Below are 24,571 nucleotides of genomic sequence, written 5' to 3'. Positions count from 1 at the left end.
AGAGGACCACGCCATGAAACCCATCACCCCTTGCCTCTGGTTCGACGACCGCGGTGAAGAGGCAGCAAAGTTCTACACCTCCCTCTTCCCGAACTCGCGAATCACCGACGTGACCTATTACGCGCCCGGCACACCCGGCCCCGAGGGCAAGGTGATGACGGTGTCCTTCGACATCAACGGGCAGCCGTTCACCGCACTCAACGGCGGCCCGCAATTCACGTTCAGCGAAGCCATCTCGTTCGAAGTGAGGTGTAAGGATCAGGAAGAGGTAGACCGATACTGGGCGGCTTTCACGTCAGACGGTGGCGAGGAAAGCCAGTGCGGGTGGGTGAAGGACCGCTTCGGAGTCTCCTGGCAGGTGGTCCCCGATCGCCTGTACGAGTTGATGAGCGACCCCGACACCGCCGCGGCCCAGCGCGCAGTCCAGGCGATGCTCCAGATGCGCAAGTTGGACATCGCCGCACTCGAGAAGGCGTTCGCGCAGCCGTGAGCTCCGGCGAGAAGAGGTGACGAGAAGGGGATGACGCCGTGACCGCACAGCGCAAGACACACATCAACGGGGTGCATACGGTGGCCGTGCCTGTCACCGATCAGGACAGGGCCCTCGAATTCTACGTCAGCACACTCGGTTTCGAACGCCGCATGGATGCCGAGTTCGACGAGGGGCAGCGCTGGGTCGAGGTGGCACCCCCAGGATCAGTCACCTCCATTGCCCTGGTTCCGGAACGTGAGGGCGCACCGGCCGGCGTCGAGACCGGCATTCGGCTGTCCACGGCGGACGCCGACGCCGATCATGCGACTCTCGCGGCGCACGGTGTCGATGTGGACGCGGAGGTCATGCGCCTCGGCGACTACGTACCGCCCATGTTCTATTTCCGCGATCCCGACGGCAACCGCCTCGTACTCGTCGAGCTTCCACGAGAAAACTAGGCAGACACAGAGAACTTCCCGGACACAGTGGCGTCCGTCGGCACCTGAAGAGACCCGGCCGTCAACGTCAGCGTGCGACCGGCGCGCTCGGCATCGAGCAGTTCGTGGGTGGCCACCACGACGATGGCACCTCGTGCGGCTTCTTCGTCGATCACGTCGTTGATCACGGCGCGGGCCTGCGCATCGAGTCCGGTGGTCGGCTCGTCGAGGAGCAGTAGGTCACCGCGTTGCACGAGCGCCTGAGCGAGCAACGCGCGTTGCCGTTGACCGCCCGACAGCGCACCTACTTGCCGCGCAGCGATATCCGTGATGCCGAGCCGCGTCAACGCGGCCTCCACAGCTTCGCGGTCGTCGGGGGTGAGGCGGCGAAACAGACCGCGCCGCTGCCACGCGCCCATGCCGACGAGCTCGCGCACCGTGAGGGGCAGGTTGTCCCCGACCGCCGTGCGTTGTGGCACGTAGGCGACGCGCCGCCCGCGAAGGCCGTCGATGCTTCCGGACGTGGGGCGCAGGATGCCGGCGAGTGCGTGGAGCAGCGTCGACTTGCCGGACCCGTTGTGCCCTATGAGCGCGGTAACCGTCCGCTCGGTGAAGGATGCGCTGACACGGTTCAGCGCCACGGCGGTCCCGTATCGCACGGTGAGTTCGCTTACGACAATCATTATCGCTTAGGTTAGCACCATGCAGTGGCTACTCGATCCGTTCATGGTGTCTTTCGTTCGCCGGGCGCTGTTCGCCGGGATGCTGGTCTCCGTTCTGTGCGGGTTGGTGGGCACCTGGGTGGTGGTACGCGGAATGGCGTTCATGAGTGAGGCCATCTCCCACGGGATGTTGCCCGGCGTGGCGGTCGCATACCTCGCGAGCGCCAACCTCGTCCTCGGCGCAGCCGCGAGCGCGGTGGTGATGATCCTCGGCGTTTCGTGGGTGTCGAAGAATTCCCGGCTGTCCGAGGACACGGGCATCGGTCTGCTGTTCGTCGGCATGCTCGCACTCGGTGTGGTCATCGTCTCACGGGCACGATCGTTCGCGGTCGATCTCACGGCGTTCCTGTTCGGGGATGTGCTGTCGGCAACGTGGAACGACCTGATCTGGCTCACCGCAGCCGTTGTCGTCGCAGCCCTGATTTCCGTGGTGGCCTATCGGCCGTTCGTTGCCCTGGTCTTCGACGAACGCAAAGCACACACACTGGGACTGCGCCCGCGGTTGGCGCACCTGGCGCTGCTCGCCCTGGTAGTCCTCGCCGTCGTAGCGTCGTTCCGCATCGTCGGAACATTGCTCGTCTTTGGACTCCTGGTTGCGCCGTCCGCCACCGCGGCACTCTTCGGCCGCTCGCTTGTCGCAACCATGGGTCTGGCCGTGCTGCTCGGATGGTCGGCCACAGTCCTCGGACTGATCGTGTCGTGGAATGCCGACACCGCCGCGGGCTCCACCATTGCCGGACTGGCCGTGCTGCAGTTCTTCGTCGCCGTACTCATCCGAACTGCAGTGATGCGCCTTCGTGCAGCGAGTTCGCCCGCGCCTGTGCCGATTGGCTAGCCTATCAGTAATGATTATCGTTATTAATAGATGGAGTGCATAGTGCAGAACACGACACTGGTGCGCGCGGTGATCGCCACGTCGATCACCGCGCTGGTATTGACCGGGTGCGGCTCGGACGCGACGGGCGAGACCGCGCCCACCGGCCAGACCAGGCCGGGCAGCGACCTCGCGGCCGAAGCAGGAGCCACCGAGGTAGAAGGGCCCGAGCCACGACTGGTCGTCGCGGACGCGCTGTCCGGCCGTGTCGACGTCCTCGATCTCACGACCGCGGATAAGGTCCATTCGTTCCAATTCGACCATCCGACGGTCCTCACCACAGTCAAGGACCGCTACGCGTTCGCAGTCGATGCATCGGGCGGCACCGTGCATGTGGTCGACGCCGGATCATGGACCATCGACCACGGCGACCACAACCACTCCTACACCAAGGCCCCCATCGAGATCGGCAAGCTGACCGGCGAACAGCCGGGAGCCGTCGTGATCGGTGACGACAAGGTCGCCACATTCTTCGATGCCGACGGCCGCGCCGACGTGATCGACTTCGCGCAGCTGCGCAAGGACAGCGCCGAGGTCGGCGAGGTCGTGCCGTCCGCATCTGCGCACGCCGGAATGGTGATACCCGTCGCCGATCGCTACCTCGTCTCTCGATCGGGCACCGGCGCAGGGGCTTTCGCACCGGCTTCGTTCGAGCTCCGCAACGCGGACGGCCGGGTGGAGACGGTATTCGACGTCGCGTGCCCGGCGGCGAACGGACACGCCGTCTTCGACTCCTACGCGCTCGCGGCGTGTGACGACGGAGTCTTCCTCGCACGCGTCACCGGCGGACAGTGGACGGCGGAGAAGATTCCGTACCCGGAAGGCATCGGACCGAGCACCCGCCCCACCGCGTTCCGGGGGACCGACGGAACGCCCCTCCTGGCCGCGACAGCGGGATCACCTACCGCCAATGACGGTGTGCTGCTCCTCGATCCACTGACCCACCACTGGACCCACGTTCGGACGCCGACCGCGGCGCTCGACGTGAACCTGTCCGGCGACGGCCGCTCGCTCTTCGCCGTCCTCGCCGACGGCACCTTCCGGGTGTTCGACGCAGCGTCCGGGGCGGAGACGGCATCCGCCCCGGCCCTGACCGGCGACAAGCTGCACGAGTCCACAACGATCACCGTCGGCGGCAATCGCGCCTACGTCACCGACCCGGAAGCGAAAGCCGTGATAGAGATCGACTATCGAGACAACGCACGAATAGCACGCAGGCTTGATGTCGGGATTTCCGCCTCCTCGGTCAGCGTCGTGGGTTCATGACGGCGACGTTGCGGCGCCTGGTGCCGCTCGGTCTTCTGCTCGCGCTCACCGCCTCGGCCGTCACCGCGTGTACCTCCTCCGCCTCCGATGGCCCGTTGGTGGTGGTGACGACGAACATTCTGGGCGACGTGGTAGAGAACGTCGTCGGGGATCAGGCCGACGTCATGGTGCTGATGCCGAGGAATGCCGACCCACACTCGTTCGAGATCTCGGCGCCGGAAGCCGCACGGGTGGACAGCGCCGATCTCGTCGTATCCAACGGACTCGGACTCGAAGAGGGACTGGGAAGCACTGTAGAAGCTGCCCGGGCCGAGTCGATCCCGATTCTCGAGGTCGGTGAGCGTGTGCGGCCCATCGAGTACGGCACCGGGCAGTCCTCGGGCTTACCGGACCCACATATCTGGACCGATCCGGACCGCATGCGCGAAGCTGTCGCCCTTGTTCGCGACGCGGTCATCGAGCACGTGACCGGTGTGGACGCACAGGTGATTCGAGATCGATCCGATGACTACTCGGGTCAACTCGAGGAGCTGACCGAGCGGATGACGTCTCGGTTCGCAGGCATTCCGGAAGAGCGCCGCGCACTGGTCACCAACCACCATGTATTCGGCTATCTCGCAGAGCGATTCGATTTCGAGGTGGTCGGCGCCGTCATTCCGAGTGGGACGACGCTGGCGTCACCCAGCGCTTCTGACCTGTCGCAACTCGCCGCCACCATCACTTCCGCGAAGGCACCGGCAATCTTCGTGGATTCGTCACAACCGAATCGGCTCGCCGAAGTGCTGGCTTCGGAGGCGAGGTTGCCCGTCGCCGTCGTTTCCCTGTTCACCGAGTCACTCGGGGACGTGGGGTCGGACGCCGGGACCTACATCCAGATGATGGACTCCAATTCCATGACGATCAGCCGGAGCCTGGCGTAGTGACACATCGCCACATGCACATTCATGGCTTTGACAATCATTTGCGATAAGGAGTACTTCTCATGGGTGACTCTTTTGCGTAGATCTCCCCTGCCCGCGGCCGTCGTTGCTCTAGGACTCTCGGCTGCGCTCTTGACCTCCTGCTCTTCCGACTCGGCAGACGCTGCCACCGACAACGCAACGCGCACCGACTCGGCAGACGCTGCCACCGACAACGCAACGCGCACCGATTCGGCGACGCCCCGCCTCGCGTTGAGCTACGACGGAGGTGTTCTCGTGCTCGACGCGAAGACACTCGATGTCGTCGGAACCGCCGAGATGGATGGGTTCAACCGCCTCAATCCGGCGGGTGACGGCCGGCATGTACTGATCAGCACGGGCAGCAGTTTCACCGCGCTCGACACCGGAACCTGGACAGACGGCGACAGCCATTTCGTCAGCGATCCGGCTGTCACGGACATCTCGTTCGACGCGACGACGCCCGGGCACGTGGTCCGGCACGACGGCAAAACGGTGCTGTTCGACGACGGAACCGGCCTGGTGCGCGTCTTCGACCCGACAAAGCTCGCCGATGGCCTGCCCGAGACCACCGACTACACGACACCGGAAGCGCACCATGGTGTGGCGGTCGAACTGTCGGACGGCAGCATGCTCACCACGGTGGGCAACGAAGACGAGCGGACCGGCATCGTCGTACTCGACCGCGACCGCAAGGAGATTGCGCGCAACGAGGAGTGCCCCGGCGTACACGGCGAAGCCGTGGCGGCGGACGAAACCGTGGTTGTCGGTTGCCAGAACGGCCTGCTGATCTACCGTGACGGCGTCATCACCAAGGTGACCAGTCCCGATCCGTACGGACGCATCGGCAACCAGGCCGGGGACGAGAATTCCCCGATCATCCTGGGCGACTACAAGACCGACCCGGACGCCGAGCTCGAGCGTCCTCAGCGGGTCAGCCTGACCGACACCACCACCGGACAGCTGACGCTCGTCGACCTCGGCACCAGCTACACGTTCCGTTCCCTCGGCCGCGGTGTGCACGGTGAAGCGCTCGTCCTGGGTACCGACGGCGCACTGCACGTGATCGATCCCGCGGCCAAGACGGTGACCCGTACGGTGCCGCTGATCGACCCCTGGACCGAGCCGGAGCAGTGGCAGTCGCCTCGGCCCGCCCTGTTCGTGCAGGACGGCACGGCCTACGTGACCGATCCGGCGAAGAATAGGATCCACGCGGTCGACCTCGAGTCCTGGACCGTGTCCGATTCGGCCGATCTTCCGCAGACGCCGAACGAGATCACCGGCGTCACCGGCTGACGCAGTGAAGGCGTGTCGGATTCGGACCCGCGAGGAGTGGGTCCGAATCCGATACCGTCACGACGCGTCGGTTGTGCCCGCGAGCGGACCGAGTTCCTCGTCGAGGGCTTCCTGCACCACAGCCATCGCCGACAACCCGGCGGGGGCACCGCAGTAGGCGCTGGCGTGAATGACCGCCTCCACGATCTCCGTGCGCGTCAGACCGTTCCGGAGAGCTCCGCGCACATGTCCTTTCAGCTCACCGTGCGCCCGCAGTGCGATCAGCATGCCGAGGTTGAGCAGGCTACGGCTGCGCCGATCCAACCCTGGCCGGTTCCATACAGCCCCCCAGACGTGTTCGCTGACGAATTCCTGCAGAGATTCGCTGTCGGTGCCGGCAGTGCGGGTGAGAGCCCGCTCGACGAAATCGGCGCCCATCACCTCGCGGCGCACTGCCAGCCCCGTCTCGACTGCGGGACTTCGACCACCACCGGTCGGGCCGGCCGGTTCTGCTTCGGTCATCGGTTCACTCCTGTTCCGGTGCCTCGATCGTCACCACCGTCACTCTACGAACTCCCACCTGCCGTGCTCGCATCACCTGAGCGATGTCGGTGCGGCCGGATATAACGGAACCCGACAACCCGAGGAAGTGTGGGAGCTGCGATGCCGACCGAGCACGAGGTGCGCACGATGATGCTGGCTCTGCCAGAGGCACACGAGGTGGTGGTTGCCAACTGGGGTGACCAGCCGACCTTCCGGGTGCGCAACAAGATGTTCGGTCTGGTCGGGTACGGCGCGCCCACGGTGTGTCTGAAAGCCACCCTCGAAACCCAGACCGCCCTTGTTCAGGAAGATCCCGAGGTGTTTCTCGTGGCGCCGTTCTTCGGGCGCTGGGGGTGGATCGACGTGGTTCTGGAGGCGGTGACGTCGACCGAACTGGCGGAGCTGGTCGAGGAGGCGTGGCGCCTCACCGCCCCCAAACGCGTCGTCGCCGCGTACGACAAGGAACGGGGTGCTACTCCCCTGTCGTGAATCGCCCGAGCTGATGCCGCAGTGCACTTTCGAGATCGGGGCGCCGGAACCGGTGCTCGCGCGCGAGAAGCCGTCCCGGGACAACTCGCTGATTCGCGAGGGCCAGTTCTCGGGCCCCTTGCTCACCCAGGAGTAGTTTGGGTCCGAAGTCGGGCACCGGCAGGAACGCTGGCCGGTGCAGCACCGACGCAAGTACCGCCGTGTACTCCTCGTTGCGCACGGGGTTCGGCGCGACGGCATTCACCGGACCGGTCAAGCGCGTGTCGACGACGGCCCGGTGGTAGATGTCCACCAGGTCGTCGAGGTCGATCCACGACAACCATTGCGTACCGGCACCGAGCCGGCCACCGAGTCCCACTTCGAAGAGTGGCCGCTGTAGCCGCAGGACACCACCTTTCGGAGATTGGACGATACCGGTCCGCACGGCCACCACCCGCGCGCCCGCATCGGAGGCTGAAGCGGTTGCACCTTCCCACTCCGCCACCGTGTCGGCGAGGAAGCCGTCACCACGCTCGTCGTCTTCGTGCAGGAGCTCGTCGCCGCGGTCCGGACCGTAGTAGCCGATCGCCGACGCAGTGACGAAGACCTTGGGGCCGTCGGCGGTGGAGGCGATCAGCTCTGCCAGCCGCCGAGTGGGTTCGATGCGGCTGTCCCTAACGGCACGGCGGTGGCTGTCGGTGAAGCGGCCCGCAATGGACGCGCCGGCGAGGTGGATCACCGCGTCGACGCCCGCGAGGAGATCGGCGGCCGGAGCGGCCGGGTTCCAACGCCGCTCGTCCCGGGTCCGCGGCGTGCGGCGCACCAAGCGGACGACCCGGTGCCCTCCCGTGGCGAGGAACGCGGTGAGGGCCGAACCCACCAAGCCCGAACTACCGGTCACCGCGATCGTGCGGGAACCCGGCGCCAGGGTCGACGCCCACTGGTGGCGGGCCATGTCGTCGGCGACCTGACGATGCCGGTAGAGGAACGTCGAGGCCAGGAAGCGGCCCGGGACGGCGGTGTCGACGCGGTCGGTCATCCGGGTCTCGTGTTCGGATACGACCTCGAACGTGTGCGTGTGCCGCCACGGCACCAGCAGCCGCATCGGGAGCGCCGCCGAATAGTCGACGAACTGCCGCGGCGGGTCGTACCCCGCTGGGTCGTGTCGGGCTGTCCACCGCAGGCCGCCCGGCAAGCGCAACACCGCCCGCCCCGCCTTCAGGGATTCCGCTTCCTCGTCGAGCGACAGCGGCTGCCACGGCGGCGACAACCGAGTGAAGGCCCCGGGTCTCGTATGCCACGCGAACAGCTCGTCCCGCGCGGATCGGATCACGCTCGAATGCACGATGCCCATCACTCGACCCTAGCGTTGATCGAGCGAGGCGGCACTCATGACGGGTAGCGTATGGGAATGACACAGTTACGCGTACTGGTCACGGGTGCTACGGGATACATCGGTGGACGCCTCGCACCCCGACTGCTGGAAGCCGGATATCAGGTGCGGGTGCTGGCACGTTCCCCCGAGAAGCTGACCGATGTTCCGTGGGCATCGGACGTCGACATTGCTCGCGGCGACCTGAGCGATCCCGAATCCCTTTCTGCCGCTTTCGCGGACGTGGATGTCGTCTACTACCTCGTCCACTCCATGGGCGGCCCGGACGAGTTCGAGAAGGCGGAACGGGTCAGCGCGGAGAACGTCGCTCGAGCCGCCCACACGGCCGGGGTGGGACGCATCGTCTATCTGGGCGGGCTCCATCCCGATTCCGCGGACCTGTCTCCGCACCTCCGTTCTCGGACGGAAGTCGGGAAGATCCTCACCGAGTCCGGCGTGCCCACAATGGTTCTACAGGCCGGGGTTGTCATCGGATCCGGTTCGGCCTCTTTCGAAATGATCCGTCACCTCACCAACAGACTCCCCGTGATGACGACGCCGCGGTGGGTGAACAACAAGATCCAGCCCATCGCCGTCCGCGACGTCCTGCACTACCTCGTCGCGGCAGCGGAGGCCCCGTTACCGCGCAGCCGCGCCTACGACATCGGCGGCCCCGACGTGATCCGGTACGGCGAGATGATGCAAATCTATGCGGAGATCGCCGGACTGCGGCAACGCAGAATTCTCGTCCTGCCCGTGCTCACACCGAAACTCGCCGGTTTGTGGATAGGACTGGTCACCCCCATACCGCGTTCGCTGGGCCGGGCACTGATCGAATCACTGCACAACGATGCCGTCGTCGGCGAGCACGACATCGACGACGTGATCGCACCACCCGCGGCAGGGCTGACGTCGTACCGTGACGCCGTTCGATTGGCGTTGCGGCGCATCGACAACGGTGAGGTCGAGACCACCTGGGCAAGCGCCTCCCCCGTGGGTGCCCCATCTGATCCGCTCCCCTCCGACCCCGACTGGGCCGGTGAGGTGGTCTACACCGACGAGCGCAGCAAGGAGTGCGCTGCGGATGCGCACATCCTGTGGAGCGTCGTCGAAAGTATCGGCGGGGAAAACGGATGGTACTCGTTTCCGCTGGCATGGTCGGTACGTGGCTGGCTCGACCGGATCGCCGGCGGTGTCGGGCTCACCCGAGGTCGTAGAAATCCGAAGCAGCTCAATACCGGTGATCCACTCGATTTCTGGCGTGTCGAGCATATCGAGCGTGGTTCGCTGTTGCGGCTGCGCGCGGAGATGCGGGCTCCCGGCGGCGCCTGGCTCGAATGGCGTGTCCGCCCCGTCGATCAGAACTCGTCACGGTTGGAACAACGCGCCATCTTCTTCCCGAAAGGGCTGGCGGGCCGGATGTATTGGTACTCCATCCTTCCGTTCCACGGGATCATCTTCCGGGGAATGATGGAGAACATCACCGGCGCCGCCGCCCGCCTCGGTCACACGGTGCAGAGGGGTTGAATGTTGTCTCGACCTCCGGTGGTCGGTGAGGTCAGCAGCAGGCAGGAGTTGTAGCCCCGCGATTCCACCACCTGGCGGATCTGCTTCCAACCGGAATCATCGACCGCAGGAGTCCGCGACAGGACGAAACCAGACGTGCGCGCCGGATCGCCGACCAGTGCCCACGAATAGTCGTCGGCGATGTAGGTCACCACATAGTTGGTAGGACCGTCGGGTCCGCTCTGAAACGGTACCGAGGGGAAACTCACGTGCAACTGTGCGTTGGTGACGGGATCGTTGACGCGCGCGTTCCCTTCGATGCCGCTCGTTCCTCCCGCCCACGTCGTGCAGGAGTTCGACACGCTCACATTCGTGGAATCGCGCACTCCGTAGACGGCTCTGGTGTCGCGCGCGCAATCGAGGTTGAACGGTTGCGGTACCGCTGCCAGTTGGTACCAGGTGCCGGCATACCGCTCCACGTCGAGGCCGGCGACAGGGGCCAGCGCCCCAGGAAACTCCGCCTGCCCCATCGGTTCTGCCTGCGCCGGGCCCGCTGCAAGCAACACAGCGGCGGCAGCGGTCGCGAGTCCGACGGCACATCCACACTTTGTCGAAACGCCCATGTCGAGCCCTCTTCCGGTGATCGAGTTCGCGGTGACACGCACACCCCGAAGAGAGGGCTGCGCGGCACCCTTGCGGAAGGAATTCGACGCCGCCTCGCCACCGGATGGGTTGGATACCAAAATAAAAAGCGGACCCATCCGCTTCGCGAACCGCTCCGAATGGCTGTCGATGGTGCGCAACCGCACCCACATCGGAGAGAGGCAATTTCCATGAACATCACCACACGGGTACTGGCAGTCGCAGCGAGCACGTCCTTGGTGTTGCTGGGTGCAGCATGCTCCTCGGACGACAGTGACTCGTCGAGCACTGCCGGCGCCGCAGACACCATGACTTCCGAGTCGAACTCCGGCTCCGGAGCCACTACTTCGTCCGCGATGGCCGACCCGGCCGCCAACCTGGTGGGTCCCGGTTGCGCCGAGTACGCCAAGACCGTGCCCGAGGGCGCAGGGTCGGTCAACGGAATGGCGCAGGATCCGGTGGCCACCGCCGCTTCGAACAATCCGCTGCTCACCACGCTCACCGCGGCGGTCTCGGGACAACTCAATCCGCAGGTCAATTTGGTGGACACCCTCAACAGTGGACAGTTCACGGTCTTCGCGCCTGTGGATGCCGCATTCGCCAAAGTCGATCCCGCCACCATCGAAACGCTGAAGACCGATTCTGCTCTGCTCACCAAGGTGCTCACCTACCACGTGGTGCCCGGGCAGATCGCACCGGACGACATCGATGGCGAGCACGCCACCGTCGAGGGCGGTTCCGTCACCGTCACCGGTTCGGGTGACGACCTGAAGGTCAATGACGCCGGCGTGATCTGTGGTGGCGTGCAGACCGCCAACGCGACGGTGTACCTGATCGACTCCGTCCTGATGCCGCAGTAATTTCCGGCTCACCCATCACACACAGATACCGGTGGTACCAAATCTCGGTGCCGCCGGGTTTGTGCGTTGAAGGAAGGGGCCAGAGGACCGGCCACAACGATGTATTCCATTGGGCACGAGTCGATCCGGCAATCCATGGCCACTTCAGCTTCGAATCACTGATATGGAATTCGGTTTCGCCACAGCGACGAGGCACGTGCGCAAGCGCTCATCGTTCGACGCGGCAACCCGATTGCTGGAGAGGTCGACGTCCCCGACCTGGTCGCACAGGCCGCAGGCTGGGATTAGGCTCAAGTTCGATGAACGGACAAGGCCGATGACCGGCGTCGACAGGGCCACGGAGAACGTGACGCTGACGGCTTTGCTCGCGCAGATTGCCGCGGGTGAAACCGAAGCGTTCACCGTCTTCTACGAACGCACGAGCGCGCGCGTGTTCGGCATGGTGTTGCGCGTTCTCCGCGACCCCGGCTACAGCGAGGAAACCACCCAAGAGGTGTATCTGCAGGTCTGGAAGTCCGCAGCAAGCTTCGACCCCCGCCAGGGCTCACCGCTGTCGTGGCTGATCACCTTGGCGCACCGGCGTGCGGTTGATCGGGTGCGCTCCGAGCAGTCGGGCACCGACCGGGAATCGACCTACGGCGCGGCGAGCTACTACGGCCCGTTCGACGCCGTGTCCGAAGAGGTTGCCCGTCGTGGTGACAAGAATGACGTCATCGACTGCCTGGGCACTCTCACCGAGATCCAGCAGGAGACCGTCGTCCTGGCCTATTACGGCGGACTCACCTACCGCGAGGTGGCAGAGCGGTTGTCCGTGGCCCTGCCCACCGTGAAATCGCGGATCCGAGACGGATTGAGAAGGCTCGGGCAGTGTTTGGGGGTGCAGGTCGATGGATGAGTCCACCAACCCTCTGTTCGATCTCGCCCCGGTATACGCCCTCGACGCGGTCGACGACGTGCAACGGCGCCAGATCGACGCCGCGGTGCGGGACGCTACGCCCCAGGTTCGCGTCGAGTTCGCCGACGCGGTACGGGGCGTCCGGGAAACGATGGCCGCACAGTCCGCGTCTACCGCAGTGGAACCACCCGCCCATCTGATCGGCCGCATCCTCGGGTCACTGCCCGCCGCGACCACCCCGGTGTCGCTCGACGGCGCGCGCAGTCGACGCCGCAACCGGCTGATCGCCGCGCTGACAGCGGCGGCCGCGGTGGTCGTTCTCGCGGTCGGCGGTGTGACCGTGGTGCAGCAGTTCCGCGAAGATTCCACCGAGCCCGTTCCCGCCCAGATTCTGGCGGCCGACGACGTCCGCACGGCGGTAGCGCCCATTGCCGGTGGTGGTTCGGCCACGGTCGTCTTCTCCAAGGACGTCGACGCGGGTGTCCTGGTGATGAATGATGTCGCTCCGCCTGCTCCGGGCTCTGTTTACCAGATGTGGCTCCTCGGTCCCTCCCACGAACCGGTGTCAGCGGGGATCATGGACGCCGGCGCCGTGTCTCCGTCTACGACGGCCGTCGTCACGGGCATCGACGAGTCGACGGCCCTCGGGTTCAGTGTGGAGCCGCCCGGCGGTTCGCCTCGACCGACCACAATCTTCGCGACGATCAACCTCGCCTGACCACAACTCCACCGTCCTATCAACAAAGGTTGACGGAGTCGCATCATCAACATAGGTTGACAGCTGTGGGTGACGATCTGGATCCGGATACCGCGTTGGCTGCCGTGGTGGCACTTCGACGTCAGGCGGATCAACTGGAGCGCAAGGCAGTGGAGCTGGCTCTCGCTTCCGGCTGGACCTGGTCGGCGATCGGCCAGGCTCTCGGAATTTCAGGGCAAGCGGCACACAAGCGCCTGGGCCCCGGACGCAGAGAAACAGGCAACGCGAAGAGGAGAGGCACACGATGATGCTGACCCGCGGATGGCGCGACATGCGGTCGATGAAACGGCTGTTCGCCGAGACCGAAGCCGAAGCCGACCGGCTCGGTGACCGGGAGCCCGGTGCGGAACATCTCTTATTGGCGTCTTTTTCGTTGCCGGACGGCACTTCTCGTCGAGTGTTCGAGCATCTGGGGTCCGACCGGGACGCTCTGCGCGAGGCCATTACCCAGGTGCACCGTGACGCACTCGCTGCAGCAGGAATCGGTGACACCACCTCCGTCGACACGGCGCTGCGCCGGCCCCGTTCCGGCCCCCTGCATCTGTCGGCACCGGCGCGCGAGGCCTTCCGCGAGGCGACAGCGGTGGCGAAGGCGGGACGTCGACCGTTCACCGGGGCGGACATCGTCCGCGCGGTAGCGGGAGTCGAACACGGCACGGCGGCCCGCGCCCTGGAAATTCTGGGTCTCGAGCGGTCCGACGTCATCGATGCCGCCCGGGCCGAGGCTCGGACCTGACCAGCACCGCGCGATACCCTCGTAAGGTGGTTCTCTCCAGCTCGACCTCGGTGTCACCTGCGGATCTTCTCGGCTCGATGCGCGACGTCATCGACGGCTCGCTCCCCGACATCGCCGTTCGGTTCTCGAAATTTCTCGCCGACATCTGGCCGCACACCGCACTCGTGATCTTCACCCGTGAATGCACGGGACGTCCCCGGAAGGTCAGCGGAGATCCGTCGATCACCGAGCGGGTCACCATCACCGAACTCGATGCACTGCGCACCCAGCTGGCCGTGGACGAGGTCTTCGACGATCACGCCGTGATCGCCGGCTCGAAGCGGAAGGTGTGGGCACTGCTGGACGCCACCGGCACCTTGCTGCTCGTCGTACCGAAAACTCGTCAGCGCATCCGCGACGTCGACCTGGTCGGGGCCGCGTTCGGTGTCGTGGCCGTGTCCATTCGACTGCAGGTAGCGCAGGCCAGTCCGGCCTATCTGGCGGAGTCGCGGGCGGCGTCGAGCGAGAGGGCCAGGACCATCGTCGAATTGACGGATCTGCATGCCGCCACCCTCGAGTCGATCCTCGCCACTCTCCGGTCCAAGGATCTCGACGATCATCGGTCGCGCATCACGGCGAGCGAGACCGCGTCCACAGCCCTGGTGGCGCTGCGCTCGGCCGGTGAGTCCGACCGTCTCCTCACGGAGGAAGCCGTCACCACCGCATTCGCCCGACTACAGGGTGAACTCCGGCCCCTTCTGCAGCACCGGCCACTCGTCGTCGACTACGTCGATCCGCCCGTGGACGGACGGGCCCTTCCCGGTGAAGTCGCGCATGCCGCACGCGCGGTGGTGCGCAGCGCTGTTCTCGCCTTCGCCGCACAGGCGACGCTCGAACGGATTCGCATCGCCTGGGACTGCGACGGATCCAATCTTCTGGTCGAAGTCCGCGACGACGGCGCCGGCGGCCTGGACACCGACGCACTCGTTCGGCAACTGTCGGGCCGCGTCCACACCCTCGGTGGGCGGATCGCCGTCGAGTCCGTCGACGGGTGGGGCTCCCGCGTCGCCGTCGCCATTCCGCTCGATCCTCCGGCGGTGAAGCCCGACGAACAACAGCTCGGCGACCTCAACCCCCGCGAACTCGAGGTGCTGGGCCATCTCGCCACGGGCAAGCGGAACAAGGCGATCGCCGACAGCCTCGGCATCAGCGAGAGCACCGTCAAGTTCCATGTTGCCGGGGTGTTGAAGAAGCTCGGGGTGGGGTCGCGCGGAGAAGCAGGGGCGATTGCGCTCGAGGCAGGTATCCGCGCCGACAGCCTCAGGTGATGCGGTCGGGGTGGGTGTAGATGTTCATGGTGGTGCCGCGGAGGAATCCGATGAGGGTGAGTCCGGTGTCGTGGGCGAGGTCGATCGCCAACGAGGAGGGGGCGGACACGGCGGCGAGGACCGGGATCCCGGCCATCACTGCTTTCTGGGCGAGTTCGAACGATGCCCGCCCCGACACCAGCAGGATGCTCCCCCGCAGCGGGATGCGGCCCTGTTCGGTGGCCCAGCCGATCAGCTTGTCGACCGCGTTGTGCCGTCCGACGTCCTCCTTGACCGTCAGCAGGTCCCCGGTAGCAGTGAACAACCCGGCCGCGTGCAACCCGCCGGTGCTGTCGAACACCTTCTGCGCCGCCCGCAGCCGGTCCGGCAGCTCGGCGATCGTCGCGGACGGCACCCGCACCGGGTCGGTGGCCGGGGAATGCTTCGTGCGTTGCCGGATCGCGTCGAGGGACGCCTTCCCACACACTCCGCAGGAGGAGGTGGTGTAGAAGTTGCGTTCGATGCCGGTGTCGGGCAGGAAGATCCCCGGGGCGAGGTCGACGTCGAGGACGTTGTAGGTGTTGACCCCGTGCTCGTCGACGCTGTTGCAGTATCGGATCGACGCAATATCCGCCCGGTCGGCGATGATCCCCTCGGTCAGCAGGAACCCCTGTGCCAGTTCCACATCCGAACCCGGGGTGCGCATCGTCACCGCCAGCGGGGTCCCGTTCACCCGAATCTCGAGCGGCTCCTCGACCACCACCGTGTCCGGGCGGGTCGACTGCCGGGTATCGGTGATCCGGGTGACCGGGGTCCGCAGCGTCACCCGCCCCATCAGGACCGCCTCTCGAGCCGGATCAGCACGGCCTTCGACACCGGAGTATTCGACGTCACCGCCACGTGATCGAGCGGAATCAGCGGATTCGTCTCCGGATAATAGGCGGCCACATTCCCCACCGGCGTCGGATATGGCACCAGCCGGAAATCATCCGCCCGCCGCTCCTGCACGGTCCCGTCCGGGGTGGTCCACTCCGACACCAGATCCACCCGATCCCCGTCGGTGAAGCCCAGCGCGGCAAGGTCGTCGGTGTTGATGAACAGCACCCTGCGGCCGCCCTTGACGCCGCGGTAACGGTCGTCGAGCCCGTAGATGGTGGTGTTGTACTGATCGTGCGACCGCATGGTTTGCAGGATCAGTTTCCCCGCCGGCACCGGCAACCAGGACAGTGCGTTGACGGTGAAGTTCGCCTTCCCCGTCGTGGTGTCGAACCGGCGCTCATCCCGGGGTGGATGCGGCAGAGCGAACCCGTCGGGCGCACGCACCTTCCGGTTGAAGTCCTCGAACCCCGGGATCACCCGGGCAATACTGTCGCGGATCCGGTCGTAGTCGGCGGCGAACTCCTGCCAGGGCACCGGATGGTCGGGACCGAACAATGCCTGGGCGATCCCGCACACGATCGCGACCTCGCTACGTAGATACTTACTGGCCGGGGGCAGGCTGCCGCGGGACAGATGCACCACCGACATCGAGTCCTCCACCGACACCTGCTGCTTTCGCCCGGACTGCACATCCTTGTCGGTGCGGCCCAACGAGGGCAGGATCAGTCCGGTTCGCCCGGTCACCAGGTGGGAGCGGTTCAGTTTCGTCGACACCTGCACCGTCAACGCACAGTTACGCAGGGCGGCCTCGGTGGTGGCGGTGTCCGGGGTCGCGGAGACGAAGTTGCCGCCCATCCCGACGAACACCGACGCCTTCCCGTCCCGCATCGCCCGGATGGAGTCGACCGCGTCCAGACCGTGCTTACGCGGGGAAGCGATGCCGAATTCGGTGTCCAACGCGGTCAGGAAGGGTTCGGGCATCTTCTCCCAGATCCCCATCGTCCGGTCGCCCTGGACGTTGGAGTGCCCGCGGACCGGGCACACTCCGGCACCGGGTTTGCCGATCATCCCCTGCAGCAGAAGCAGGTTCACCGCGTCCTGAATGGTCGCAACCCCGTGCGTGTGCTGGGTCAGCCCCATCGCCCAGCAGATGATCGTCTTCTTCGACGCGATCAACGCCTCCGCCGTCTGCTGGATCTGTTCGAGGGTCAGCCCGGTCGCCTCGACGACAAGGTCGAGGTCGACCTGCCGGATGGCGGCGGCATAGTCGTCGAATCCGGCGGTGTGCCGGTCGATGAAGTCGCGGTCGATCACCGTGCCCGGGTTGCGGTCCTCTTCCTCGAGCAGGAGCCGGCCCAACCCCTGGAACAGGGCCTGGTCGCCGCCGATCCGGATCTGCAGGAACTCGTCGGCGATCTGCACCCCGTTCCCGACCACCCCGTGCACTTTCTGGGGGTCCTTGAACCGCAGCAGCCCCGCCTCCGGGAGCGGGTTGATCGCGATCACTTTCGCCCCGTTACCTTTGGCTTTTTCCAGGGTGGAGAGCATGCGAGGGTGGTTGGTGCCCGGGTTCTGCCCGGCGATCAGGATCAGGTCGGCGTTCTCGATATCCGGAACGGTCACCGAGCCCTTCCCGATCCCGATCATCTCCACCAGAGCCGACCCGGAAGATTCGTGGCACATGTTCGAGCAGTCCGGCAGGTTGTTCGTGCCGAACGCCCGAATCATCAACTGGTACACGAACGCCGCCTCATTACTGGTGCGCCCGGACGTGTAGAACACCGCCTCGTCCGGCGATCCCAGCGCGCGTAGTTCCCCGGCGATCATCGCGAACGCGGCGTCCCAGCCGATCGGCTCGTAATGCGTACCCCCCGGCAGCAACACCATCGGATGCGTCAGCCGGCCCTGCTGCCCCAACCAGAACTCGGTCTTGCCCAGCAGCTCCGCCACCGAATGCTCGGCGAAGAACTCCGGTGTCACCGTGCGGGTGGTGGCCTCCTCCGCGACCGCCTTCGCCCCGTTCTCGCAGAACTCCGCGTGCTTGCGGTGCCCCGGTGTTTCCGGCCACGCACACCCCGGGCAGTCGAACCCGTCCCGCTGATTCAACTTGAACAACGTGCGGGCCGTGCGCACCGGACCCATCTGCTCCAACCCGCGGCGCAACGACACCAACACCGCAGGAACACCTGCCGCATAGGACTTCTCGTGCGTGACGACGACATCATCCTCGTCGAAGGTGTACCTGTCGGTGGTGTCGGTCATGAACTCAGTTTCCTCGTGCAATCCACTCGGCGAGGTGCGGGGCCTCGGTGCCGATCGTCGTTCCGTCTCCGTGCCCGGTGTGCACGGTCGTCTCCTCAGGGAGGGCGAACAGCCGATCGCGGATCGATCCGATAATCGTCGGGAAATCGGAGTACGACCGTCCCGTCGCCCCGGGGCCACCGGAGAACAGGGTGTCGCCGGAGAACAGAGCACCCACCTCGGGCAGGTACAGGCAGGACGAACCCGGCGAGTGCCCCGGAGTGTGGATCACTTGAATGTCGGTGCCGGCGATAGCGATACGTTGTTCGTCCTCGAGCCGCCAGTACTTCGCGTCGGGGTGCGTCATCTTCCAGAGGATGTCGTCACCCGGGTGCAACAGCACCGGAGCGTGCAAGCGCTCCGCGAGCTCCGGAGCGACGGTGACGTGGTCGTTGTGACCGTGCGTGCAGATCACGGCGTTCACGTGCCGGCCGTCGACCGCGTCGATGATCGGCTGCGCCTGATGGGCGGCGTCGACGATCACCACGTCGGTGTCGTCACCGATCAGCCAGATGTTGTTGTCGACGTTCCACTCTCCGCCGTCGAGAGCGAAAGTACCCTCGGTGACGACCCGCTCGATCCGCAGCTTCCCGCTCACAGGACCACCACCGAACGGAGCACCTCACCGGCATGCATGGTGTGGAAGGCCTGTTCGACCTCGTCGATCTTGATGCGCTCGCTGACGAACTTCTCGAGGGGAAGCCGGCCCTGCTGGTACAGATCGACGAGCATCGGGAAGTCACGCTCGGGCAGGCAGTCGCCGTACCACGACGACTTCAACGAACCACCGCGGGAGAAGAAGTCGATCAGCGGCATCTCGAGCTTCATATCCGGGGTCGGCACACCGACCAGGACGACGGTGCCTGCGAGGTCGCGGGCGTAGAAGGCCTGCTTCCAGGTCTCGGGTCGGCCAACCGCGTCGATCACCACGTCGGCACCGAAACCGCCGGTGAGCTCCTGCACGGCCTCCACTGCATCCACGTTCGAACCGTTGATCGTGTGGGTGGCACCGAGATCCTTCGCCCACTCGAGCTTCTTGTCGTCCCGATCGATCGCGATGATCTTCGACGCACCGGCAAGCCGGGCTCCCATGATCGCCGCATCACCGACGCCGCCGCAGCCGATGACGGCGACGGAATCGCCGCGGCTGACGTTGCCGGTGTTCACCGCGGCACCCAGACCGGCCATCACACCGCAGCCGAGCAGGCCGACGACAGCAGGGTCAGCCGACGGGTCCACCTTGGTGCACTGACCAGCGTGCACCAGCGTCTTGTCCGCGAAAGCCCCGATACCCAGCGCGGGCGTGAGTTCGGTGCCGTCCTCGAGGGTCATCTTCTGCGTCGCGTTGAATGTGTCGAAGCAGTACTGCGGACGGCCACGCTTACACGCGCGACACTGACCACACACAGCACGCCAGTTCAGGACCACGAAGTCGCCGACCTCGACCGAATCGACGCCCTCACCGACGCTTTCCACGATGCCTGCGGCCTCGTGACCCAAAAGGAACGGGAACTCGTCGTTGATCCCACCCTCACGGTAGGTGAGGTCGGTGTGGCAGACCCCGCACGCCGCGATGTCGACGACTACTTCTCCGGGTCCGGGGTCGGGAATGGTGATGGTCGCGATCTCAACGGGGGCACCCTTCGAGCGGGCGATGACACCTCGTACCTGCTGCGGCATGGGACTCGTTCCTTCGGTCGATCAGTGTGGCGGATCGATGCATCGCTATATATGCACCTCTCCCCGGAACACTACGGACCGCAGCACCGAGGGGGGACTGATCAAAGGGACTGGCCGACCTGGTCGGATTGCCAGCCCGGCCAGGTCGCAGCCCGTCGGCCGCCCGTGTTGTTACCCGCGCTCAGCCCATCGCTGCGAACGCGGCAGACACGTCTTGAGCACAGTGCCGGACCTCGACGTCGCCCCTGCCGCTCGCAGCAAACTCCAGCCAGTACCGAGCGACAGGCGCGTACACGTCGAGCAGCCCTCGATCGACGAGCACGAGCGCGGCCAGCGCGGTCACGGTCTTGGTGCACGATGTGGTATCGACGTGCTGTGATTCAATCACTCGATCGCCGTGGACCAGCTCGGGAGCACCGTGCGCGCCGCGGTCACAACCAGCCGCGGCGCTTGAACACCACATAGAGCAGGGCGGCGGCGGCCACGATCACGACCGCGCTCGACACCACTCCGCCGTTGTGCCCGAACCCAGGGTAGGGAACGTTCTGCCCGTACCAGCCGGTGACCGCGGTCGGTACGGCGATGATCGCCGCCCACCCGGTGAGCTTCTTCATCACCGTGTTCAGTCGAGCGTCCTGCAGGGACAGATTGGTTTCGAACACGGTAGTCACCATGTCCCGCAACGATTCCGTCCATTCCGTGGCACGGATGACGTGGTCGTAGAGGTCGGCATACCAGCTGTCCAGAGCAACGCTGCTGCCGTGCTCCTCACGGTGCCGCATCACCGCGGTGACCACTTCGCGCATCGGCAGCACGACGCGCCGCAGTTCCACCAGTTCCTTCCGCGCCCGGTACGTGTGCCGCTGGATGACGCGGGTCTGTGCGCGGTCGTCGAACAGTCCCTCTTCGAGGTCCTCGATGGCGTCGTCGAGCGACTGGATGGCGTCGAACTGTCCGTCGACGATGACGTCGAGGAGACCGTGGAGCAGGGCGGCCGTTCCGTGCTGCAACAGGTCGGAATTGTCGTCCCAGCGCCGCAGCACCTCCTCCATGTCGAATCCCGCCGAGCCGGCGTCCGCACGCCGCACCGTGACGATCCCGCGGGGAAGGACGAACACCGACACCCTGCTGGTACGCAGACGCGACCCCAGACTGTCCGGCGGCGCGTCCACCGTCAGCCGGGTGGCATAGACAGTGAGGAAGGTGTGGTGCGCGTACCGCGTCGCCTTCGTGCGCTCGGCATGCGCGAGGACGTCTTCGACTGCGTGCTGGTCGAGCGCGAGCTCCTCGGCGAGCTCACACAGTTGCGCGTGGTCGGGGTCGCAGAGGTCCAGCCAGACAAGGGCACCGTCCTCCTCGAGGTGGTCGGACACCTCAGCGAGAGGAAAGTCCGTGGCGGCGAGCCGGCCCTGCCGCCACAGACGAGTCCTGACAGGTTCCTGCGTACCGATGGTCACACCGTGCAGTGTGCCCGAAGCCGGAACGGCAGTGTGCCCGAAGCCGGAACGGCACACTGCCCGACCGAGCGCTCAGCCGACCTCGGCGTCGCGACGCGGAAGCTTCCACCCCGGCCGCACGAAGTGGCAGGTGTATCCGTCCGGCAACCGCTGCAGATAGTCCTGATGTTCGGGCTCCGCCTCCCAGAAGTCACCTGCCGCGGTCACCTCTGTGACCACCTTGCCGGGCCAGAGTCCGGAGGCATCCACGTCGGCGATCGTGTCCTCGGCGACGCGTCGCTGCTCGTCGCTCGTATAAAAGATGGCCGAGCGGTAGCTTGCTCCGATGTCGTTACCCTGCCGGTTCTTCGTCGACGGGTCGTGGATCTGGAAGAAGAACTCGAGAAGGTCGCGGTAGGACGTCTTCGACGGATCGAACACGATCTCGATCGCTTCCGCGTGCGAGCCGTGGTTGCGGTACGTCGCGTTCGGTACGTCGCCGCCGGTGTATCCCACGCGTGTGGAGATCACACCCGGCTGCTTACGCACGAGTTCCTGCACACCCCAGAAGCAGCCTCCGGCCAGGACGGCGGTCTCGGTGACGTTCGACATTGTCCGTTCCCTTCATCGGGGCGCGAGTACACCCCGTGTCGTCTCTCCCCCTCCACAACACCGGCCGTCCGCATCTATTCCGCAGCGAGGTGCAGTCTGCTACGGCCCGGCGCCTTCCACAGCGCTTTCCAACTCGTCCAGGAATGCCACCTGTGCGGCGATCAGTCTGATCCGCGCCACTGCGACGGAACACCACTCGACCCGGTCGATCTCGGGGAACGACGTCAGCCGGCCCGATCGAGGCGGCCACTCCATCTCGAATTCGTTGCTCACCGCGTCGGTGAGGTCGAGGTCGCCGCGCACAGCAAATGCGCTGACCACCTTCCCCGCCCGTTGCCGGACCGGAGCAAGAGGAACTACCGCACCCTGCGGCGGATCGAGACCGACTTCCTCTCGAAATTCCCGCTGCGCCGCAGCCCACGGGTCTTCGTCGACGGCATACTCCCCCTTCACGATCGACCACGCTCCTGCGTCCCGCCGAGCCCACAACGGACCACCCGGATGGCAGATCAACACTTCGAGCACACCGTCCCGGATGCGGTATGGGAGCACCCCCGCACTCTGCTTCGCCACCACACCAGCATGTCACGGACGTGTGACGGCGCTGCGAATGTTCGGCCACACCCACGAGCTTCTTCTCCCGTTCCGCCGTAGCCGGCAGCCGGGGTGAGGTACGTATTGGGAGGACAGGGGGCCTGGCGATCGAGGAGGAGTTACAGATGAGCGATCAGGAAACCGGTGCGGTGACGGGAACGAAAGACAAGGATTACAACTTGATCTGGTTCGTCGAAGCGTCGCTGAGTAACGCTCTGCGTCTGGACGGCTACATCCGGGACGCCGAACGCGCCGGAGACACCGAGCTCATCGACTTCTTCCAGCGAGCAAAGGCCGTGAGCCTCAAGGGTGGCGAACTCGGAAAAGGACTCCTCGCAGCCCGGCTCGCTCCCAAGGACAGCTGACTCCGGCCTCGGAGACGGACATCGTCGCCGATTCGGGATGAGAAGTCGGTTCGAGGAAGGTGCGACCCAGGACGTACGGGACGCCCGCGCCCAGTGACCGGGGTCACCGCGTGCAGACGCCCGTCGGCGCTGTGAGAGTCTGTCACTCGTCGTACCGCATAACCGACCGAGCTTCCGTCTCCGCGGGGTTCTGTCCTGGAAAGGTCGCACAATGAGTGTGAACGCCGAAATTACCGAGGGGCCGCTGTCGGGACCGATTCTTCCGGAACCGGTCGGGCGAAGCCGGCCGGTCTTGCCGGGGGACGACCCCTTCTACGTCCCACCCGCCGGTTTCGCCGCCGCGGCGCCGGGTGCCGTGCTCCGCAGCCGCGAAGTCGAACTGGCTCTCCTCGGCGTCATCCCACAGAAAGTGTCGGCCTGGCAGCTGCTGTACCGCAGCTGTGACCTGCACCAGGCTCCCGAGGTGGCGGTCACCACCGTGCTGCTGCCGTTCGGCGCCGACCCGGACGAGGAGCGGCCGCTACTGGCTTACCAGTGCGCGATCGACGCCATCGCCGACAAGTGCTTCCCGTCGTACGCACTGCAGCGGGGTGCGTTCTCGCCCGGCAGCCTCCCGCCCCTCGAGATGCTGATCATCGCCAATGCGCTCGAGCGGGGCTGGGCCGTGACGCTGGCCGACCACGAGGGCATGGGTGGCTACTTCGGCGCACCCCGCGAACCCGGTTACCGGGTCCTCGACGGGATCCGTGCGGCGCTCAGTTTCCCGCCCCTCGGACTCGACGCCGCGACCAGAGTCGGCGTGTGGGGATATTCCGGCGGCGGCATGGCCTCGTCCTGGGTAGCCGAAATGGCCCCCGAATACGCACCCGAAATCGACATCGTCGGCGCAGCCCTCGGCGCCCCGGTCGGCGACCCGGGCGAAACCTACATCCGGCTCAACGGCACCCTCCACGCCGGCCTCCCCGCGCTCGTCGTCGCCGGACTGCGCCACCTCTATCCCGGTCTCGGGCGAGTGATCCGCGACCATGCCGACGACGAAGGAATTCGGCGACTCGACAAGATCGAAACGATGTCGACGGTGGAAGCTGTTGCACGTTTCGCCCGTGACGACTTCGACGACTACACCGACATCCCCCTCGCCGACATCCTGGCCACACCCGAGGTCCTGGAGGTGTTCGACGACATCCGGCTCGGCGGACGCATTCCCGAGTGCCCGCTACTGGTGGTACACCCGGTCCACGACCAAATCATCCACATCGAGGACGTCGACGGGCAGGTCGAGCGGTATGTCGAGGGCGGCGCCCACGTCACCTATGTGCGGGACCGATTGAGTGAGCACCTGTCACTGATGGTGATCTCCGCGCCCGCCATGCTCGAGTGGCTGACGGACCGATTCGCCGGCACGCCGCTCCCACCGTCCGGGACCACAACCGTGTGGTCGATCGCGTCCTCTGCGTTGTCCCCACTTCACGGGTTGCTCACCGTCGGACGGACCGCGGTGCGGGTGCTGTTCGCACGACCGCTGGGCCCGAACTGACCACAGACACCGGCAGCAATCCCCGGTGCCCCGACGTCGGAGCGCACGGCCGCCTAGGGTGGACGAAGGGAGACGGTTGCACGGCTGTCTCGTGACGGCGTCGACGGACAGAGGAGGC

At 65.9% G+C, this 24,571-nt stretch carries 27 protein-coding genes and 1 pseudogene; 16 read left to right on the top strand and 12 right to left on the bottom strand.

Annotated features, from left to right (window positions below; translation table 11 throughout):
* Nucleotides 1–13: 13 nt before the first annotated feature.
* Entirely contained in the window at nucleotides 14–490 is a 477-nt protein-coding gene (locus JQT59_RS10620) for a VOC family protein (protein WP_213576100.1), read from the top strand.
* A 38-nt stretch (nucleotides 491–528) separates the two neighbouring features.
* Complete coding sequence (locus tag JQT59_RS10615) at nucleotides 529–930, top strand: VOC family protein (protein ID WP_213576099.1); 402 nt, start codon at nucleotides 529–531, stop codon at nucleotides 928–930.
* On the opposite strand, the gene aztA is transcribed toward JQT59_RS10615, so the two are convergent.
* Nucleotides 927–1,592 (bottom strand): zinc ABC transporter ATP-binding protein AztA, encoded by a 666-nt coding sequence (gene aztA, locus JQT59_RS10610; RefSeq protein WP_213576098.1) that lies wholly within the window; start codon nucleotides 1,590–1,592, stop codon nucleotides 927–929. The genes JQT59_RS10615 and aztA overlap by 4 nt on opposite strands.
* A 19-nt stretch (nucleotides 1,593–1,611) precedes the next feature.
* Between aztA and aztB the strand changes: the two genes are divergently transcribed.
* From aztB to aztD, 4 genes are all read left to right on the top strand, one after another.
* Complete coding sequence (aztB, locus tag JQT59_RS10605) at nucleotides 1,612–2,466, top strand: zinc ABC transporter permease AztB (protein WP_213576097.1); 855 nt, start codon at nucleotides 1,612–1,614, stop codon at nucleotides 2,464–2,466.
* Nucleotides 2,467–2,508: 42 nt separating this feature from the next.
* A complete protein-coding gene (locus tag JQT59_RS10600; RefSeq protein WP_213576096.1) occupies nucleotides 2,509–3,771 on the top strand; it encodes an ABC transporter in 1,263 nt (420 codons plus the stop codon).
* Entirely contained in the window at nucleotides 3,768–4,691 is a 924-nt protein-coding gene (aztC, locus tag JQT59_RS10595) for a zinc ABC transporter substrate-binding protein AztC (RefSeq protein WP_213576095.1), read from the top strand. The genes JQT59_RS10600 and aztC overlap by 4 nt, the downstream gene beginning before the upstream one ends.
* A gap of 66 nt (nucleotides 4,692–4,757) precedes the next feature.
* On the top strand, nucleotides 4,758–6,005 hold the full coding sequence (gene aztD, locus JQT59_RS10590) for a zinc metallochaperone AztD (protein ID WP_213576094.1): 1,248 nt from the start codon (nucleotides 4,758–4,760) through the stop codon (nucleotides 6,003–6,005).
* A gap of 57 nt (nucleotides 6,006–6,062) precedes the next feature.
* Here the strand turns inward: aztD and JQT59_RS10585 are convergent, their stop codons facing one another.
* Entirely contained in the window at nucleotides 6,063–6,506 is a 444-nt protein-coding gene (locus JQT59_RS10585; RefSeq protein ID WP_213576093.1) for a carboxymuconolactone decarboxylase family protein, read from the bottom strand.
* 141 nt (nucleotides 6,507–6,647) lie between these two features.
* Between JQT59_RS10585 and JQT59_RS10580 the strand changes: the two genes are divergently transcribed.
* A complete protein-coding gene (locus JQT59_RS10580) occupies nucleotides 6,648–7,016 on the top strand; it encodes an MmcQ/YjbR family DNA-binding protein (protein WP_109334021.1) in 369 nt (122 codons plus the stop codon).
* Here the strand turns inward: JQT59_RS10580 and JQT59_RS10575 are convergent.
* A complete protein-coding gene (locus JQT59_RS10575; protein WP_213576092.1) occupies nucleotides 7,000–8,349 on the bottom strand; it encodes a TIGR01777 family oxidoreductase in 1,350 nt (449 codons plus the stop codon). The genes JQT59_RS10580 and JQT59_RS10575 overlap by 17 nt on opposite strands.
* A gap of 57 nt (nucleotides 8,350–8,406) precedes the next feature.
* Between JQT59_RS10575 and JQT59_RS10570 the strand changes: the two genes are divergently transcribed.
* A complete protein-coding gene (locus JQT59_RS10570) occupies nucleotides 8,407–9,894 on the top strand; it encodes an SDR family oxidoreductase (RefSeq protein ID WP_213576091.1) in 1,488 nt (495 codons plus the stop codon).
* Here JQT59_RS10570 and JQT59_RS10565 read toward each other — a convergent pair.
* Complete coding sequence (locus JQT59_RS10565; protein WP_213576090.1) at nucleotides 9,873–10,496, bottom strand: lipocalin family protein; 624 nt, start codon at nucleotides 10,494–10,496, stop codon at nucleotides 9,873–9,875. The genes JQT59_RS10570 and JQT59_RS10565 overlap by 22 nt on opposite strands.
* 210 nt (nucleotides 10,497–10,706) lie before the next feature.
* On the opposite strand from JQT59_RS10565, the gene JQT59_RS10560 reads away from it, so the two are divergent.
* The 6 genes from JQT59_RS10560 to JQT59_RS10535 all read left to right on the top strand — a co-directional run bounded on the left by JQT59_RS10560 (nucleotide 10,707) and on the right by JQT59_RS10535 (nucleotide 15,070).
* Complete coding sequence (locus tag JQT59_RS10560) at nucleotides 10,707–11,375, top strand: fasciclin domain-containing protein (RefSeq protein ID WP_213576089.1); 669 nt, start codon at nucleotides 10,707–10,709, stop codon at nucleotides 11,373–11,375.
* Nucleotides 11,376–11,691: 316 nt separating this feature from the next.
* Nucleotides 11,692–12,270 carry a sigma-70 family RNA polymerase sigma factor gene (locus JQT59_RS10555; protein ID WP_213576088.1) on the top strand — a complete coding sequence of 193 codons (579 nt, stop codon included), beginning with the start codon at nucleotides 11,692–11,694 and terminating at the stop codon, nucleotides 12,268–12,270.
* Nucleotides 12,263–12,988: an anti-sigma factor gene (locus JQT59_RS10550; RefSeq protein ID WP_213576087.1), complete on the top strand. Its 726-nt coding sequence runs from the start codon at nucleotides 12,263–12,265 to the stop codon at nucleotides 12,986–12,988. The genes JQT59_RS10555 and JQT59_RS10550 overlap by 8 nt, the downstream gene beginning before the upstream one ends.
* Before the next feature lie 65 nt (nucleotides 12,989–13,053).
* Nucleotides 13,054–13,275 carry a hypothetical protein gene (locus JQT59_RS10545; RefSeq protein ID WP_213576086.1) on the top strand — a complete coding sequence of 74 codons (222 nt, stop codon included), beginning with the start codon at nucleotides 13,054–13,056 and terminating at the stop codon, nucleotides 13,273–13,275.
* The gene (locus tag JQT59_RS10540; protein WP_213576085.1) at nucleotides 13,272–13,763 is read left to right on the top strand and encodes a Clp protease N-terminal domain-containing protein; all 492 of its coding nucleotides are present in this window, start codon (nucleotides 13,272–13,274) and stop codon (nucleotides 13,761–13,763) included. Before JQT59_RS10545 ends, JQT59_RS10540 begins: the two co-directional genes overlap by 4 nt.
* A gap of 77 nt (nucleotides 13,764–13,840) precedes the next feature.
* Complete coding sequence (locus tag JQT59_RS10535; RefSeq protein WP_213577627.1) at nucleotides 13,841–15,070, top strand: helix-turn-helix transcriptional regulator; 1,230 nt, start codon at nucleotides 13,841–13,843, stop codon at nucleotides 15,068–15,070.
* Here the strand turns inward: JQT59_RS10535 and fdhD are convergent.
* The 8 genes and pseudogenes from fdhD to JQT59_RS10495 all read right to left on the bottom strand — a co-directional run bounded on the left by fdhD (nucleotide 15,063) and on the right by JQT59_RS10495 (nucleotide 22,530).
* On the bottom strand, nucleotides 15,063–15,884 hold the full coding sequence (fdhD, locus tag JQT59_RS10530; RefSeq protein WP_159923260.1) for a formate dehydrogenase accessory sulfurtransferase FdhD: 822 nt from the start codon (nucleotides 15,882–15,884) through the stop codon (nucleotides 15,063–15,065). The two genes, JQT59_RS10535 and fdhD, sit on opposite strands and share 8 nt — an antisense overlap.
* Nucleotides 15,884–18,190, bottom strand: coding sequence for an FdhF/YdeP family oxidoreductase (locus tag JQT59_RS10525; RefSeq protein WP_213576084.1), 2,307 nt, complete (start codon nucleotides 18,188–18,190; stop codon nucleotides 15,884–15,886). Before JQT59_RS10525 ends, fdhD begins: the two co-directional genes overlap by 1 nt.
* Before the next feature lie 4 nt (nucleotides 18,191–18,194).
* The gene (locus JQT59_RS10520) at nucleotides 18,195–18,827 is read right to left on the bottom strand and encodes an MBL fold metallo-hydrolase (RefSeq protein WP_213576083.1); all 633 of its coding nucleotides are present in this window, start codon (nucleotides 18,825–18,827) and stop codon (nucleotides 18,195–18,197) included.
* Nucleotides 18,824–19,909 carry an S-(hydroxymethyl)mycothiol dehydrogenase gene (locus tag JQT59_RS10515; RefSeq protein WP_213576082.1) on the bottom strand — a complete coding sequence of 362 codons (1,086 nt, stop codon included), beginning with the start codon at nucleotides 19,907–19,909 and terminating at the stop codon, nucleotides 18,824–18,826. The genes JQT59_RS10520 and JQT59_RS10515 overlap by 4 nt, the downstream gene beginning before the upstream one ends.
* 205 nt (nucleotides 19,910–20,114) lie before the next feature.
* A pseudogene (locus JQT59_RS10510) lies at nucleotides 20,115–20,273 on the bottom strand (serine hydrolase domain-containing protein); the annotation flags it as partial.
* A 67-nt stretch (nucleotides 20,274–20,340) separates the two neighbouring features.
* Nucleotides 20,341–21,366, bottom strand: coding sequence for a magnesium transporter CorA family protein (locus tag JQT59_RS10505; protein WP_249354339.1), 1,026 nt, complete (start codon nucleotides 21,364–21,366; stop codon nucleotides 20,341–20,343).
* Nucleotides 21,367–21,438: 72 nt separating this feature from the next.
* Nucleotides 21,439–21,957, bottom strand: coding sequence for a peptide-methionine (S)-S-oxide reductase MsrA (msrA, locus tag JQT59_RS10500; RefSeq protein WP_213576081.1), 519 nt, complete (start codon nucleotides 21,955–21,957; stop codon nucleotides 21,439–21,441).
* 99 nt (nucleotides 21,958–22,056) lie between these two features.
* Nucleotides 22,057–22,530, bottom strand: a complete 474-nt coding sequence (locus JQT59_RS10495; protein WP_213576080.1) for an NUDIX hydrolase — start codon at nucleotides 22,528–22,530, stop codon at nucleotides 22,057–22,059.
* A gap of 146 nt (nucleotides 22,531–22,676) precedes the next feature.
* Here JQT59_RS10495 and JQT59_RS10490 point away from each other — a divergent pair, with 146 nt between their 5' ends.
* Both JQT59_RS10490 and JQT59_RS10485 read left to right on the top strand, forming a co-directional pair.
* On the top strand, nucleotides 22,677–22,916 hold the full coding sequence (locus tag JQT59_RS10490) for a hypothetical protein (protein WP_109335416.1): 240 nt from the start codon (nucleotides 22,677–22,679) through the stop codon (nucleotides 22,914–22,916).
* 211 nt (nucleotides 22,917–23,127) lie between these two features.
* Complete coding sequence (locus JQT59_RS10485; protein WP_213576079.1) at nucleotides 23,128–24,453, top strand: lipase family protein; 1,326 nt, start codon at nucleotides 23,128–23,130, stop codon at nucleotides 24,451–24,453.
* Nucleotides 24,454–24,571 lie beyond the last annotated feature (118 nt).

It is taken from the genome of Rhodococcus sp. USK13, assembly GCF_018343855.1.
In the GTDB taxonomy this organism is placed as follows: Bacteria; Actinomycetota; Actinomycetes; order Mycobacteriales; family Mycobacteriaceae; genus Rhodococcus_F; species Rhodococcus_F oxybenzonivorans.
This window is presented reverse-complemented; position numbering and strand designations above follow the sequence as displayed.